11 protein-coding genes and 2 tRNA genes are annotated in these 15,063 nt (G+C 60.0%); 3 read left to right on the forward strand and 10 right to left on the reverse strand.

Annotated elements, in window-relative coordinates:
- The first annotated feature begins 3 nt into the window (after window positions 1-3).
- The 3 genes from I2E45_RS03515 to I2E45_RS03525 are packed head-to-tail and all read left to right on the forward strand — an operon-like array spanning window position 4 to window position 3,955.
- The gene (locus I2E45_RS03515) at window positions 4-1,575 is read left to right on the forward strand and encodes an ABC transporter substrate-binding protein (protein WP_195444320.1); all 1,572 of its coding nucleotides are present in this window, start codon (window positions 4-6) and stop codon (window positions 1,573-1,575) included.
- Window positions 1,576-1,597: 22 nt separating this feature from the next.
- Window positions 1,598-2,620 (forward strand): FecCD family ABC transporter permease, encoded by a 1,023-nt coding sequence (locus tag I2E45_RS03520; protein WP_195444322.1) that lies wholly within the window; start codon window positions 1,598-1,600, stop codon window positions 2,618-2,620.
- A complete protein-coding gene (locus I2E45_RS03525) occupies window positions 2,621-3,955 on the forward strand; it encodes an ABC transporter ATP-binding protein (protein ID WP_195444324.1) in 1,335 nt (444 codons plus the stop codon).
- Between the two features lie 95 nt (window positions 3,956-4,050).
- Here the strand turns inward: I2E45_RS03525 and I2E45_RS03530 are convergent, their stop codons facing one another.
- The 10 genes from I2E45_RS03530 to I2E45_RS03575 form a co-directional block, all read right to left on the reverse strand.
- Window positions 4,051-4,662 (reverse strand): TetR/AcrR family transcriptional regulator, encoded by a 612-nt coding sequence (locus tag I2E45_RS03530; protein ID WP_195444326.1) that lies wholly within the window; start codon window positions 4,660-4,662, stop codon window positions 4,051-4,053.
- Window positions 4,663-4,778: 116 nt separating this feature from the next.
- The gene (locus tag I2E45_RS03535; protein ID WP_195444328.1) at window positions 4,779-6,086 is read right to left on the reverse strand and encodes a lysylphosphatidylglycerol synthase transmembrane domain-containing protein; all 1,308 of its coding nucleotides are present in this window, start codon (window positions 6,084-6,086) and stop codon (window positions 4,779-4,781) included.
- A 150-nt stretch (window positions 6,087-6,236) separates the two neighbouring features.
- A tRNA-Glu gene (locus I2E45_RS03540) sits at window positions 6,237-6,313 on the reverse strand.
- A 22-nt stretch (window positions 6,314-6,335) separates the two neighbouring features.
- Window positions 6,336-6,412: transfer RNA gene (locus I2E45_RS03545), tRNA-Glu, on the reverse strand.
- A 127-nt stretch (window positions 6,413-6,539) separates the two neighbouring features.
- Window positions 6,540-7,934 carry a CCA tRNA nucleotidyltransferase gene (locus I2E45_RS03550; RefSeq protein ID WP_195444331.1) on the reverse strand — a complete coding sequence of 465 codons (1,395 nt, stop codon included), beginning with the start codon at window positions 7,932-7,934 and terminating at the stop codon, window positions 6,540-6,542.
- Window positions 7,935-8,129: 195 nt separating this feature from the next.
- Window positions 8,130-9,062, reverse strand: coding sequence for a 1-phosphofructokinase family hexose kinase (locus I2E45_RS03555; protein ID WP_195240317.1), 933 nt, complete (start codon window positions 9,060-9,062; stop codon window positions 8,130-8,132).
- A 185-nt stretch (window positions 9,063-9,247) separates the two neighbouring features.
- Entirely contained in the window at window positions 9,248-10,180 is a 933-nt protein-coding gene (locus I2E45_RS03560) for a 1-phosphofructokinase family hexose kinase (protein ID WP_006233969.1), read from the reverse strand.
- A gap of 74 nt (window positions 10,181-10,254) precedes the next feature.
- A complete protein-coding gene (gene ptsP, locus I2E45_RS03565; RefSeq protein WP_035138206.1) occupies window positions 10,255-11,958 on the reverse strand; it encodes a phosphoenolpyruvate--protein phosphotransferase in 1,704 nt (567 codons plus the stop codon).
- A 133-nt stretch (window positions 11,959-12,091) separates the two neighbouring features.
- On the reverse strand, window positions 12,092-12,355 hold the full coding sequence (locus I2E45_RS03570; RefSeq protein WP_022094575.1) for an HPr family phosphocarrier protein: 264 nt from the start codon (window positions 12,353-12,355) through the stop codon (window positions 12,092-12,094).
- A 547-nt stretch (window positions 12,356-12,902) separates the two neighbouring features.
- Window positions 12,903-14,906: a fructose-specific PTS transporter subunit EIIC gene (locus tag I2E45_RS03575; RefSeq protein WP_195444333.1), complete on the reverse strand. Its 2,004-nt coding sequence runs from the start codon at window positions 14,904-14,906 to the stop codon at window positions 12,903-12,905.
- Between the last annotated feature and the right edge of the window lie 157 nt (window positions 14,907-15,063).

Consider the following 15,063-nt stretch of genomic DNA (forward strand, 5'->3'; position numbering starts at 1 on the left):
GCCATGCGGTCGATTCTTCCCAAGGGGGAAAGCAGGAAGCGTCGCAGCATCGCGGTGCGCGCGATCGCCTGCGTTCTCGTCGCCCTGCTCGCGCTTCCCTTCGCGGGGTGCAGTGCGAGCCCGAACGCGACCGGTGGCACGGCAGGCTCTCAGGAATACACTGTGAGCGTCTCGCTCTCCGGCGGGTCAGGGCGCGCAAGCATCGCCTCACCCACCACAATTGTGAAGGATGGCGACACCTACACCGCGACCATCACCTGGTCGAGTTCGAACTACGACAAGATGACCGTCGACGGCGTAGACTACGCGCCCGTAAACGACGGCGGCAACTCCACGTTCGAGATACCCGTCACGCTCGACGAGGACATCGCCGTGTCGGCCGAGACCGTCGCCATGTCGACGCCGCACACCATCGACTACACGCTCTACTTCGACTCATCCACCATGAAGAAGAAAACGGGCGACGATGCAAGCGGCGACTCCCCTGCGGGAACGGCTTCAAGCGCCGCGGCCGACTTCCACAACGCCGATTTGGGCTGCGGCTGGGAGCCGACGGGGGCGCTTCAGCTTGAATACGCCAAGCACTTCACTGTCGACGAGTACGAAGGCGGCCTGCGGCTTATCTGCATTTCGAACGGGGAGCGCTTCCTCGTGGTGCCGCAAAATGCAAAGGTACCTGATGGGTTGAGCTCCGACATCGCGGTCATAAGGCGCCCCGCCGACAAGGTGTACCTCGTGTCGTCGGCGACGATGTGCCTGGTCGACGCGCTCGATGCGAACGACAATATCCTCATGTCGGGCACGAAGGCCGACGATTGCTCGGTCGGGGGCTTCAAAAGCGCGCTCGAAAGTGGGGCGATCGCCTACGGCGGCAAGTACAGCGCGCCCGACTACGAGCGAATATCGGCCTCGGGCTGCACGCTCGCCATCGAGAACACCATGATCAACCACACGCCCGATGTGAAGGAAAAGCTGCAGAAGCTCGGGCTCGTCGTGCTCACCGAACAGTCGTCGAGCGAGCCCGAAGCACTCGGGCGCGTCGAGTGGATTAAGCTTTTCGGCGTCCTGTTCGACAAGGAAGACGAGGCCGCGCACCTGTTCAACGAGCAGAAGGCCCGCGTCGAGCAAACGTCGAGGCTCGCGTCGTCAGGTAAAACCGTGGCGTATTTCTACATTAACTCGAACGGGGCCGCCGTCACGCGGCGGGCGGGCGACTACGTGGCGCAGATGATCGAGCTTGCAGGCGGCAGCTACGCGCTCGATGACGCGCAGACGGCGTCGACGTCAGGTTCGTCAGTAACGCTCGAAATGGAGCGCTTCTACGCGACGGCGAAGGATGCCGACATCATCGTCTACAACGGCACCATCGACGAATCGGTTGCCACCTTGAAAGACTTCGTAGGCAAAAACGCGCTATTGTCGCAGTTCAAAGCTGTAAAGAACGGCAACGTCTGGGTCACAAGCGCCGACATGTACCAGCAGATGACTTCTACCGCCGACATTATCGACGAGCTGCACGGGGCGTTCACCGGCGATGACGCGAGCGACTTCCATTATCTGAGGAAGCTTGGCTAGCGTCATGAGAAGCCGGCTTTCCATGACATACGACGAATCGGGGCGCGCCGCGCGGTGTCGCGTCGTGACGGCGCTGCTCGCTGTTGTCCTCATCGTGCTCGTCGGGGCCAACCTGTGCATCGGGAGCGTGCTCGTGCCCGCAGACCACATCCCCGGCATCCTTTCGGGCGGCGCGGCCAATTCCATGGAAAGCCAAGTCATCTGGGAGATTCGCCTGCCGCGCGTGCTTTCAGCCGTGCTTCTCGGCGGGGCACTTTCGCTCTCCGGGTTCCTGCTGCAGACGTTTTTCAACAACCCCATCGCCGACCCGTTCATCTTGGGCGTCTCCTCGGGCGCAAAGTTCGTCGTCGCGCTTACGATGATCGTGCTTCTGGGCGCGAACCAGGCCATGTCCTCGCCGGCCATGGTGGCCGCAGCGTTTCTGGGATCGCTTATCACCATCGGCTTCGTGCTCCTCATCGCACGGCGCATAAGTTCCATGGCCATGCTTATCGTGGCGGGCGTCATGGTGGGATACATCTGCTCGGCGGCGACGAACTTCCTCATCGCCTTCGCCGACGACCAGTCCATCGTGAACCTGCACAACTGGTCTTTGGGTAGCTTCTCGGGTTCGGGCTGGGACGACGTCGCGGTCATCACGGTCGTGGTGATCACCGTGAGCGCATGCGTATTCGCGATATCGAAGCCCCTTTCCGCCTTCCAGCTGGGAGAAGCCTACGCGAAAAGCGTCGGCGTGAACGTCGCACGCTTCCGCGTGGTGCTCGTCCTTCTAGCGAGCATGCTCTCCGCCTGCGTGACCGCGTTCGCTGGTCCGGTGTCGTTCGTAGGCATCGCGGTTCCGCATCTCGTTAAGTCGGCGCTGAAGTCGTCGAAGCCCATCCGAGTGATTCCTGCGTGCTTCTTGGGAGGCGCCATCTTCTGCGCGGGCTGCGATTTGATCGCGCGCACGCTGTTTTCCCCCGTCGAGCTTTCCATCAGCGCCGTCACCGCCATCTTCGGCGCGCCGGTGGTTATCGCACTCATGTTGAAGAAGCGGGTGAGGTAGATGGGGAAATTCGTGCCGCAGCCCAAAACGCTCGGAGGGGACATTCCATGCTTAAACAGTCCTAAGCTCGCACGAAAGCGCCAGAAGGCACTTTCGACTCGCGCGGAACTGCGCGCGAAACGCCTCCTCCGAGCGGAGTCGAACCTCGAAACCCCGGTCGCAACGAAGGCTGACGGAGCGCCGCTTTTCCGCATAAGCGACCTGTCGGCGGGCTACGACAAGAAGGTCGTAGTCGAAGGCGTCGAGCTAGAGGTTCGCGCGGGCGACGTCGTGGCGCTCATCGGGCCGAACGGCTCGGGCAAGTCGACCATCTTGAAAACCATCACACGCCATCTGGCACCGCTTGCCGGCGCGGTCGAGCTCGACGGGCGGGAGATTTCCCGATGGAAGACGGCGGAGTTCGCAAGGAACCTTGCCGTTATGCTGACAGATCGACCCCGGACCGAGCTCCTCACCTGCCGCGATATCGTAGAGGCGGGAAGGCATCCCTACACCGGGCGAATGGGCACACTCTCGCCCGACGACCATAGTCGGGTCGACGAGGCCATGAAAACCGCACATGTGGAAGAGTTCGCCGAGCGCGACTTCATGCAGATAAGCGACGGGCAACGCCAGCGCGTCATGCTCGCACGCGCCATCGCGCAGGATCCGCGTGTGCTCGTGCTCGACGAGCCCACGTCGTATCTCGATATCCGCTACCAGATCGACCTGCTGCGAATACTTCGCCACCTTGCGAAATCGCGGAATGTTGCTGTCATCATGTCCATCCACGAACTCGAGCTCGCGCAGAAAAGCGCCGACAAGGTGATTTGCGTGAAGGACGGCCGGGTCTTCCGCGCCGGCGCACCCGAGGACATATTCACGCGCGAGACGATTGGCGAGCTCTACGGCCTTAAACATGGCACCTTCAACGAGCGCTTCGGCAGCGTGGAAATTGGGCGCCCACACGGCGATGCGCACACGTTCGTCATCGCCGGCGCAGGTACGGGGTCAGCTGTGTTTCGCCAGCTAATCCGGCAGGGCAAGGCGTTCTACGCGGGCGTTCTGCACGAAGGGGACATCGACTGCGAGCTTGCGCGCGACCTGGCGACGGAATGCGTGGCCGAGCGCGCCTTCGAGCCGATCGGGGATAAAACCATAGCCCGCGCCAAAGAGCTCCTCGTCCACTGCGCGCGTCTTATCGTGTGCCCCGCCGCCTTCGGCACCATAAACGCCCGCAACGCAGAGCTCGTCGAGTTCGCACGCTCGCATGGTATCGAGGTCATGCGAGCGTGCGAAGGCGCATCGGAGGATTCCAAAATTGGAGTGGGAAGGATAAACTGGACTTTCTTTTAAGGATCCTCAGGCTACAGCTCCTACGCCGGCAAGGTCTCCAAGGCGCCGGAGAACCTCAGGAACAGGAATTTCCACGCCGACGAGCCCAACTAGGCCTAATCCAAGCGAGATTCCAGACTCGACAGACCATTGAGAGTCAGATCGTTGGCGACCTCAGAGACGCGCTCGATAGGAACCGAGCCGTCAGACAGCGCCCACGTGCGATAGATACCGATAATACCCGACAGCAAAAACGCCAGATAGTAGTCGAACATTTCGTCCTTGAGACCTTGGGGCAGCAGATCTCGCTCGGCAATCTCGTGCTCGAGCGGCGCACGAAGACGAGCCATGAAATCATCGAGCGGAATATTCTCGATCAGCTGACGATTGAGCACCAAGTTGTTGCACAGTGCCTCGTTAACGGTTTTAAAGAAGGTCGCCGCCGCGCTCAGGGCGCACTCGTTGGTGTCGCCGTCCATGGAGGAAAGCGTCTTCTCGACCGAATCGACAATCATCTCCACTACATCGACGGCAATGGCATCGAGCAGGCCGTCAACCGTACCAAAGTGTACGTAAAAGGTCTTGCGGTCGACATTGGCCTCGCGCGCGATGGCACTCACCGTAATGTCTGCCAGCGGCTTTTCCATGAGCAGGCGCTCGAAAGCCGAAAGGATGGCATTACGGCTGCGAACGATGCGACGATCAAGACGCGGTTTGCTGGTTGCCATGGGCGTGTCCCTTCGATATGCGAGCATTCATCAACAGATGAGAGATAATCTACGTAAGAGGATTATCCCCCATACGGCACAAATATGCCCCGCATCATGAAGAACGCACGACTGCCCTACTGCGACTTAGGGTGCTTCTTCTTATTGAGTGCCGACGGAGATACGCGAATACCATCGCCTGTCTGGCGCACATAGGCTTTATGAGCAGGCTTAGCGGTCCCAGAAGCCTTCTGAGCGTGCTTCTTGGGATCAACGGTAACAGCATTCATGGGGTGCGGCTTAGTGGGCGCAGAGGGCGTCTGAGGCGTGCGGCCGAGCTTGCGCATCACGCGATCCCAGCGTGCATGGATGCTCTCGTTGTGGGCGCTCTTAAGTCCCAGCAGGGGCGCAGCCAAAATGGTAGGCGCAATAAACGTAATGAGACGCCACAGCAGATAGCCGGCGGTCGAAGCCGACCCAAAGAAATGACCCAAGAACAATGCAAAGCCGCCCTCAGCGCCACCAGTTCCACCGGGCAAGGGAACCGCAGAGCTTAACAGCTGGACAAAGGCGCTCGCGGCCATGACCGAGAAAAAGTCGACCTCGTGGTGGCCAAAGGCAAGCATCAGGAAATACGGAACCAGATAGAAAAACGCGAGCTGCAGCATGGTGATAAACACGGTGAGCAGCATGGAAGAAAAATGTCCGGCCGAAAGCTTGAACTTCTCGGAGAAGGAGTAGATCTCGCCATCGACAAACGTGCGCCAACTCTCGATCTTAGTGGCCGAGACACCAATGCGCTCGAGCCAATTGATGATGCAATGGGCGACGCGCGTGACGGTCTTAGGCATGAGCGCGACGGCGAAGATGCCAAGCAAGATGCAGCAGTGTCCACCAAAGCTAAAGACGCACAGCAGCGTCATGTCGCCGTAGCGTTCGGCAAAAAACGGCATACGGGCGAGCAGCAGGATAGCGCCCCAGGCGACCAGGCCAAACTGGTACACGATAAAACGCGTGAATTGCGTGGCGCCGGCCTCGCCCACGTTTTGGCCGGCCTTGGTCAGGCGATAGATCTGAGCCGGGGTGGAGCCCATCATCATGGGCGTCAGGTTGCCAAAGAAGATGCCACTCGCCTCGACCGAGATCAGGTCGCGGATGCCGACGGGCGAATTGGGATCGAGCCAGACGGCGATCGCATAGGCCACAATGCCAAAGAACAGGTACATGAACATGCAAAGACACGCGACAACGAGCCATGACGCCTGGACGCTCGACATAGCGGCCCAGAACTGCCCCATCTGCCCGGTTACCACCAGATAGACGATATAACCCACCAGCACGACGCCGATAAAGATGGCGCCGCGGCGTGCGCTCTTATTGTCATCTCCGCCCGAGGCCTCAACCTCGACCTGGGGCTTAGACGTATGCTGAGAGGACTCCGTCATGAGACTCCTTCTAACAGTCAAAATATCTTGGATATTGTACCCGTAAGGGCCATAGGCAGAACGCAAAGCTCTGGTTCAAACGGGAATTGCAGACGGTTGTTTGAAAATAGAAAACCCGGCCTTCCATAGGAAGTCCGGGTATCAGATGCGTGGTAGCCCGTACCAGATTCGAACTGGTGATCTCCGCCTTGAGAGGGCGGCGTCCTAAACCGCTAGACGAACGGGCCATAAGCCTCAGCAGAAAAGAAGTGGTAGCCCGTACCAGATTCGAACTGGTGATCTCCGCCTTGAGAGGGCGGCATCCTAAACCGCTAGACGAACGGGCCACATGACATCTGCACTGCCGTGCTGCGAGGAAATATATTACGGGACAAAAAACGTCAGCGCAAGAAGAAATTCCAAATTGCCGAAAAATTGTCGGCAGGTTATGGAATACGCAGGTAAACTTGGTAGCTAATTCAAGTTGAGATGAACCAAAAGAGCTTCGCGCTCGTTGGGAATATCGTCTTCGATCACGGCGTCGAGGGCGGAGTTGAGAAGCTGACCCAGTTCCGGCCCGGGCTTGACTCCGGCACGGATCAGGTCGCCGCCGTTGATGGCGAGCATCTTGAGCGTATAGGGCTCCCCTGCCTTCAGCAGCTCGTGCGCCAGCGCGCGCATCTCCTCAATCGTCTCAACATAATAGAAGCACGACGGGGCCTTGCCAAGTGTGTCGGCACGCTTAAGGTCCATGAGCTCGTCAATCAGGCGGGCCGTGTCGACGCCCTCACCCGAAAGCGCGCGCATCATATTGAGCAGGCAGGAGCGCTCGGGGCGCAGCGGCTTGTCGTGATATTTGATGAGCAGGCACACGTCGCGCACCAGGTCGTGCGAGAGCGCCAGGCGATCCATAATGACGCGCGCTTTCTTGGCGCCGAGCTCGGGATGACCGTAGAAGTGTCCGCTGCCGGCGTGATCGACCGTGAAACACTCGGGCTTGGACACATCGTGCAAAAACGCCGCCCACATAAGGCTCGACGAGGGCGCGACGCCGTCGCACAGCGCAAGCTCCCCTGCCACCGTCAGCACACGGGCGATATGCTCGTAAACGTTAAACGCATGATAGACACTTCGCTGATCAAAGCCGCGACCCGCTGCCAGCTCAGGCACAGAGGCACAGATGAGCTCGGGGTAGCGCAGCATCGCGTCTCCCCCATGACCGGTCGAAAGAATGCCCTCAAGCTCAATACCCACACGCTCGCGCGCCACGGCGTCGAGCAGCGGCGCGCACTCGGCAAGCGCGCGCTTAGTCTCGGGCTCAATCATAAAGTCCAGGCGGCAGGCAAAGCGCACCGCACGCAACATGCGCAGGGCGTCCTCGTTAAAGCGACGCTTGGGATCGCCGACAGCGCGAATCAGCTTGCGCTCCAAGTCACCCTGGCCGTCGTAGCGGTCGACAAGCCCGCGCTCGGGATGCCAGGCCATAGCGTTGACGGTAAAGTCGCGGCGCGCCAGATCGTCCTCAAGCGAGGCGGCACGTTCCACACTCTGGGGATGGCGACCATCGGTGTAAAAGCCATCCAGACGGTACGTGGTGACCTCGATACGCTCGCCATCGGAAATAGCCGTGATTCCGCCAAATTTAATGCCCGACTCCACGACCGCGATACCAGCGGCCTCGAGCGCCGCCTTGGACTCCTGCCACAGGCCGCTACAGCACATATCAACATCGTGGCTGGGGCAACCCATCAGGGCGTCGCGCACCCAACCGCCCACGTACCAAGCCTCAAGACCAGCCGCCTCAAGCGCGCGCAGGACGCGCAGGGACGCATCGGACGGTTGAGTACCGTTGAGCGAAACATTGCACATGCCTATGGCCTCCTGCACTTGTGAGCGTTAATCGATAGTTCTCAAGAAGTCTAACAAGAAACGAGAAAGCGCGCACACGCAATCGCGTCGTCGATTCGATAAAACGAGACAGTAGACGCCACATACGTTCAGCGAGCAAAAAACACCCGCCTCGGAGATCCAAAGCGGGTGTTCGGCAACGATGTAACGATGAGGTTAGCAGACCTGGCGAACCTCGATGTGCTTCTTATATTCGTCCACCTTGGCAAAATCGCCCAGACCGGGGCACTCGACCACGTTGGCGCCGGTGGCCATCGAAAGACGCAAGGCATCCTCGACTCGCTCGGGGGCGTCGTGCCACACGGACAGGAAGGCGGCCAGCGAGGAATCGCCGGCGCAGACGGTCGACAGCAGCTTGACGTCGAAGGTGCGGTTGGCAAACCAGATATGCTCGCCGTTGGAGAAGTACGCACCGGCGCCACCGAGGGTCAGCAGCACGTTCTTGGCGCCCTTGGCGTGCAGCTCGGCCATCGCGCCCTTGACGGACTCGTCGTCGCCACCGCTCACCTTAATGCCAAAGATGTCGAGCAGCTCATCGTCATTGGGCTTGATCAGCAGCGGCTCCATGGCAATGAGGTCTGCCAGCTGATGGCTCGAGATGTCGAGGACGAACTCGGCCCCCTTGGCCTTGACGCGGCGCAGGACCTCGGCCAGGAAGCCCTCGGAAGTGTTGGGAGGTAGCGAGCCGCTGATGACCAAGCAGGTCATGTCATCGAGCGAATCGATGAGCTCAAACATCTCCTGCTCGTTGGCCTCGTTAATGGCGGCACCGGCGTTGACCATGTTGTACTCGGTGTCGGGGCCGGCATTGAGGAACACGTTGACGCGCGTAATACCGTCGGTCCACACGGGCTTGACGGGCACGCCCAGGGCCTCGGCGCCCTTAACGATAAACTCACCCGAGAAGCCGGCGAAGAAACCCAGGATCGTGGTGTCGACACCATAGTGGTCAAGCGTAAACGAGACGTTGAGGCCCTTGCCATTGGGCGTATAGACCGCGTTGCGGGTACGCGTGACTGTGTTGGCGGAAAGACCGTCGCAGGCAATGTTGTAGTCAATGGCGGGATTTGCAGTGAGCGTGTAAATCATGAATGTTCCTTTCACGAAGCAACGTGTTAATGAAAGTATATTCCACGCATCGACAAAAGGCTAGGACAACTCGGTGAACGGTGTGGAAGCGATGAAGTACAGCAGGACACCCCCCCCTGGCGGAACAAAAAGGCGCCCCGGCCGAAACCGGGGCGCCGCATGTGCACGAATATGTCGCGTTTCGATTACTGACGATCGAGCTTGCGGACAGCAACGCGCTTGCTGTACTCGTCGACGTGACCAAAGTCGCCAATGCCGACGGACTCGGCAACGTTAGCGCCGGTGGCCATAGCGAGCTTCATGGCCTCCTCGACGTTGTCGCGATCCCTGTACCACTTGTGCAGGAACGCAGCGAGGGTGCAATCGCCGGCGCAGACGGAAGAAACCAGCTTGATGTTGAACTCACGCTTGGCGTACCAGATGTCCTCGCCGTTGGAGAAGTAAGCGTCGCCGCGGCTACCACGGGTGAGCAGCACGTTCTGAACGCCAGCGTCGTGAGCCATCTTCATGGCAACGCGAACCTCGTCGTCGGTGTCGACCGGCACGCCGAAGATGGCCTTCATCTCGTGATGGTTCGGCTTGATGAGCAGCGGCTTCTTGTGAGCGAGCTCCTTGAGCTTGTCGGAGGACAGGTCCAGGACGACGTCGGCGCCACGAGCCTGAGCGTGCTCCATGACCTGAGCCAGGAAGTCGGGCGTAGCTTTGGGAGGCACGGAGCCGGAGACGATCAGGCACTCAAGATCGCCCGCGGTGTCCAGGATGTTGTAGAGCTCCTCCTGGTGCTGCGGCGTGATCGGAGCACCCGGGTTCAGGATACCGTACTCGTGCTGGCCATCGTTGACGTAGGTGTTAATGCGCGTGATACCGTCGGTCCAGACCGGGCGGCAGAGGCAACCCAGGTTCATGACCTCCTCAACGATGAACTTGCCCGTGAAGCCAGCAAAGAAGCCGAGTGCGACGGTGTCAACGCCCATCTTCTTAAAGGCGAAGGACACGTCAAGGCCCTTGCCGTTAGCCGTGTAGCTGGCCGAGCCGGTGCGGACGTTCTCGTCGGGCTCGAGCGGAGAGCTCGAAACCGTCATGTCGACAGCCGGGTTAGCGGTTAGCGTGTAGAACATTTACAGTACCCCCTGTATATGTGAGGGCCGCGTGGCCGGCCCATTCCAACCACGCGGTTACCTCTGATACCAAATTAGCGAGCTGCGGACTCGAGCAGTGCCTTGACCTCGGCTGCGGTGTTGCAGGCGAGCGCCTTCTCGGCGAGCTCGTCGCACTCGGCCTTGGTCCACTGGCTGATGGTCTTGCGGGCGCGCAGGATAGAAGGAGCGCTCATCGAGAACTCCTCCAGGCCCCAGCTGATCAGCAGCGGCTCGAGCAGCGGATCGGCAGCGGCTTCGCCGCACATACCGACCATGATGCCGGCCTTCACGCCGCTCTCGATGATGTTCTTGAGCGAGCGGAGCACGGCGGGATAGTAAACCTGGTACAGGTTGGAGATGGTGTCGTTACCACGGTCGGCGCACATGGTGTAACCGATCAGGTCGTTGGTGCCGATGGAGAAGAAGTCGGCGACCTCGGCAAGACGGTCTGCGAGCAGCGAAGCGGCGGGCGTCTCGACCATGATGCCGACCTCGATGTTCTCGTTGAACTTGCGACCCTCTTCGGTCAGCTCGGCCTTGCACTGCTCGACGAGCTCCTTGACAGCCAAGACCTCCTCGACGCAGGTGACGAGCGGGATCATGATCTTGACGTCACCGAAGGCGCTAGCGCGCAGCAGAGCGCGGAGCTGGACCTTGTACTGGTCGGGATTGGCCAGGCAGTAACGCACGGCGCGGAAGCCCATGAAGGGGTTATCTTCCTTGACCATGTGCAGATACGGAATCTCCTTGTCGCCACCCACATCGAGCGTGCGGATGATGACCGGAGCACCCTTGAGCGCGCTGGCGACCTTACGGTAGGCGTTGAACTGCTCCTCCTCGGAAGGAAGCTCAGCAGAGTCCATGAACAGGAACTCGGAGCGGAACAGACCGATAGCCTCGGCGTCGTGATCGAGCGCGTTGGGCACGTCATCGGGGTTACCGATGTTGCAGGCGATGATCTTCTTGATGCCATCAGCAGTCACGGACGGCTTGCCACGGAAGGCCTCGAGGGCTGCCTTCTCGGCAGCGAAGGCCTCGGCCTTGGCGGTGTAGGCAGCGAGCGTCTCCTCGTCGGGATCGGCCTCGACGATACCCTTGCCGCCGTCGACGACAACGGTCATGCCGTTGCGCAGTGCGGTGCAGCTGTTGGAGACCGAAAGGACAGCCGGGATCTCGAGGGCGCGCGCAATGATCGCGGAGTGCGACGTGCGGCCACCGGTCTCGGTGACGATACCGGCAACGTGGGCCTTATCGATCGTGGCGGTCATGGACGGCGTGAGGTCGTGCACGACAACGACAGTGTTCTCGGGCAGGACGGAGAGGTCGACAACCTCCTTGCCCAGCAGCTCGGCCAGAATACCGGTGCGGATGTCGGCGATGTCGGCCGCGCGCAGACGGAACATCTCGTCGTCCATGGACAGGAACATGTTCTCGAACATGGTCGAGGTGTCCATAAGCGCCTGCTCGGCGCAGGTACCACCGTCAATGGCGGCGTTGATGGCGTCGGTCATACCCGGATCCTGAGCCAGGACAATATGTCCGCTCATGATCTCGGCCTCGGCCTCGCCCACCGTCTCCTTCATGTGGTCGGCCTGAGCCTGGGTCTTCTCGCAGAAGACCGAAAGAGCGGACTGATAGCGCTCCTTCTCTGCTGCCGAATCAGCAACCTCGTGCGGCTCAAACGTCAAGTCGGGATCGACGGCGACCATGACGGTGCCGATACCGATGCCCTCGGAAGCGTTGACTCCCTGATACATTCCCATTCCTCTCTCCGTGTCATGTGATAAAGCGTTTTGCCATATCCATGACAAAAGAGCGCAGTTACCTTACAACAGGTCACTGCGCCCCCAAATATGAACTTAGTTGTTCAACATGCGACCCGTTTGAGTTCTACTCGCCAAGACCGCTCTTGATGAGCTCGATGGCGGCAGCCAGAGCCTCGGCCTCGTCAGCGCCGTCGCACTTTACCTCGACCTCGGTGCCGCAGGGGATACCAGCAGCCATGAGGGCCATCGGGGACTTGCCGTTGACCTCCTTCTCGGGGGTGACGACCGTCACGTCACAGGCGTACTTGCCCATGGTGGAGGCGAACAGACCAGCCGGACGCATGTGCAGACCCTGAGGATTAACGAGGGTAGCCTTCTCAGAAACCATAATTGACTCCTTTTTGTGTTTAACCCCTGTCATGCATGTGGCAGGAGTCAGATTCACGACGTTGTTTATATTAACTCACATCAAACGGTTTTTCATTATGTTTCAGACGAATTATTGGACAGATGTGTTTGTCGTCCGCTTGCTCGCCCACAGGGGCCCGTGCGCGGCCTGTGAGATTTCCTGCTCTACAGTCCTGCTCGCACGAAGAGCACATTAAGTGCTCTTCGGCTCGTGCGGAACTCGCGATAAATCTCACAGGCCGCGCACGGGCCCCTGTGGGCGAGCAAGCTGCGGAAACTCGGTCGGTCCAGAGCAATATCGTGCAAACGGAAATCTGGCTGATGATCTGTTCGCGACAAAGACTCGATAGGTAGCCCCCTCTATGCCCTTTTGTAAGTTGCGGTGAAATAGGGACTGAATTTGGGGTTGAATCGTTTAAACAGTCCCTATTTCACCGCAACTTATGGGAGGGGTAGAAAAAGGCGGAGGCCCTGGATAGGGACTCCGCCTTATATACAGGGGGCGATGGTATTCGCGTGTTGCGGGATTAGACCAGGCGGGCGTTGATCGTCTTGGCGATCTTGGCGGCGTCGGTGGAACCCTTGACGGTGGCACGGAAGTCCTCGTCCATGAGCGCCTCGGCGACCTTGGACAGGATCTTAAGGTGCGTGGTGCCGGCCTGGGCACCCGGGATGAGCAGCGCGATGGCCACGTTGACGGGAGCGCCGTCCATGGTGTCCCAACCGGTCACACCGGACTCGTCCTTGACGACGATGACAGCAGCCTCGGTAATGGCGTCGGACTTGGCATGCGGGATGGCGAAGCCCTCCATCATGCCCGTGGTGCCCTCGGCCTCGCGGGCCAGGAAGGCGTTCATCACGGCGTCGGCGTCGCTGGCGATACCGGCCTTGACAGCCTGGTTGGAAACGAAGCTCAGAGCCTCGTCACGAGAAGCGAAGTCCTCGGCGACAAAGACATTCTCGACCTTCACGAAGTCGGCAGCCTCTTCCTTGGGGGCCTCGACGGCAGCGACCTTGGGGGCCTCAACGGACCTGGCTACAGGAGCGGCCTTCTGATTCTTCTCGAAGTCGTACTTCTTGAAGGCCACGAACAGGATGCCACCGACCACAGCGCCGATGAGGATCGCGAGGACCCACAGCGGACCGTTCTCGACAACGGGCAGGACCAGGAAGCCGCCGTGAGGCGCCGGATCGTGAACGTTGAAGAAGATGGTCAAGATGGAAGCGATGGAAGAACCGAGCATCATGATGGGCATGACGGGCCAGATGTTCTTGGTCATGAACGGAATGGCGCCCTCGGTGATGTGGGTGCAACCAAGGATGAGGTTGACGATACCGGCGTCATGATCCTCCTGGCTGAAGTACTTCTTGCCGACAACGACGGCGAAGGTGGTGATCAGCGGCGGAACGATGCAAGCGGCGGAGACGGCAGCCATGAAGTTGGTGCCGAAGTTGTAGGTCTCGGTGCCGACGCCAGCTTCGAGAGCGGTACCGAGCAGGAAGGTGCCAGTAGCGTAAGCAGCCTTGTTGACCGGGCCGCCCATATCAAAGGCGCACATGCAGCCGATGGCCAGGCCAAGGATCACCGGACCGGAGTTACCGAGGCTCTGCAGGAAATCCATCATACCCTGGTTAATGGCAGCCATGGGGCCGGAAATACCGAGCATGACCAGGCCAACGATGGCGGTAGAGCACAGCGGATACAGAAAGATTGCCTTCAGGCCATTAAGGCTCGCGGGAATTTTAGAGAAAACCTTCTCGAGCAGCAGGATGACATAGCCGGCGAGGAAGCCGCCGACGATGCCGCCCAGGAAGCCGAAGCCCACGCCGGCGCCACCGGCGTCGATCATGCCGGTCTCGGCGTTAACAGGCAGGCCCTGGATGGCAATCATACCGGCAACGAAACCGGGGACGAGCGCCGGGCGCTTGCCGATGGATTCGGCGATGTAGGCGGAAAGCACCGGAACCATAAGGTTCATGGCGATGCCGCCGATGATCTTGAGCATCGCAGCAAAGCTGTTGTAGTCGGCAGCCGTCGAATCAAAGGACGTGATGCCCCACAGGAACGAAATGGCGGTCAGAACACCACCGGCAACGACGAAGACCAGCATGTGGCTGACGCCGTTCATGAGGTGCTTGTAGATGACGTGGCCGATGGACTCCTTCTCCTCGACCTCGTCCTCGACATCGGCGGCAGCGGCAACCGTGTCGTCGCCCTTGGCGGCGAGCGCGCGGTCGATCAGCTTACCAGCAGCCTCGACAGACAGGGCCTTGGAAACACCAACGGAAACCATGGGCTTACCGGCGAAACGCTCAGCCTGGACATCCTTATCGGCTGCGACGACGACGGCCTTGGCACCGGCGATCTCGCTCTTGGTGAGCTCGTTCTCGACACCGACCTGGCCATGAGTCTCGACCTTAATGGTCAGACCGCGCTCGGCAGCTGCCTTCTCCAGCGCCTCCTTCGCCATGAAGGTGTGCGCAATGCCGGTCGGGCAACCGGTCGCGGCGATGATGTCAAACTTAGCCATGTGTCCCTCCTTCTTGAGTACAGCGCCCGCGGGCGCTCCCCTACACGCGCTTCGATGCGCGTTTTTCCACAACTGAAAGATACCAACCTACCGTCCGCGTGAGAAGAGACAAGGCGCAATTCTCCGGTGAAAGGTTCTTTCATAACCGTAAACGGCA

This window comes from Collinsella aerofaciens (assembly GCF_015555045.1).
Lineage (GTDB): Bacteria > Actinomycetota > Coriobacteriia > Coriobacteriales > Coriobacteriaceae > Collinsella > Collinsella aerofaciens_W.

Coding starts and splice junctions, on each gene's coding strand:
- I2E45_RS03555 (WP_195240317.1), bottom strand. CDS start 9,062: ATGATTTACACGCTCACTGCAAATCCCGCCATTGACTACAACATTGCC.
- I2E45_RS03575 (WP_195444333.1), bottom strand. CDS start 14,906: ATGGCTAAGTTTGACATCATCGCCGCGACCGGTTGCCCGACCGGCATT.
- I2E45_RS03570 (WP_022094575.1), bottom strand. CDS start 12,355: ATGGTTTCTGAGAAGGCTACCCTCGTTAATCCTCAGGGTCTGCACATG.
- I2E45_RS03525 (WP_195444324.1), top strand. CDS start 2,621: ATGGGGAAATTCGTGCCGCAGCCCAAAACGCTCGGAGGGGACATTCCA.
- ptsP (WP_035138206.1), bottom strand. CDS start 11,958: ATGTATCAGGGAGTCAACGCTTCCGAGGGCATCGGTATCGGCACCGTC.
- I2E45_RS03550 (WP_195444331.1), bottom strand. CDS start 7,934: ATGTGCAATGTTTCGCTCAACGGTACTCAACCGTCCGATGCGTCCCTG.
- I2E45_RS03560 (WP_006233969.1), bottom strand. CDS start 10,180: ATGTTCTACACGCTAACCGCTAACCCGGCTGTCGACATGACGGTTTCG.
- I2E45_RS03520 (WP_195444322.1), top strand. CDS start 1,598: ATGACATACGACGAATCGGGGCGCGCCGCGCGGTGTCGCGTCGTGACG.
- I2E45_RS03530 (WP_195444326.1), bottom strand. CDS start 4,662: ATGGCAACCAGCAAACCGCGTCTTGATCGTCGCATCGTTCGCAGCCGT.
- I2E45_RS03535 (WP_195444328.1), bottom strand. CDS start 6,086: ATGACGGAGTCCTCTCAGCATACGTCTAAGCCCCAGGTCGAGGTTGAG.
- I2E45_RS03515 (WP_195444320.1), top strand. CDS start 4: ATGCGGTCGATTCTTCCCAAGGGGGAAAGCAGGAAGCGTCGCAGCATC.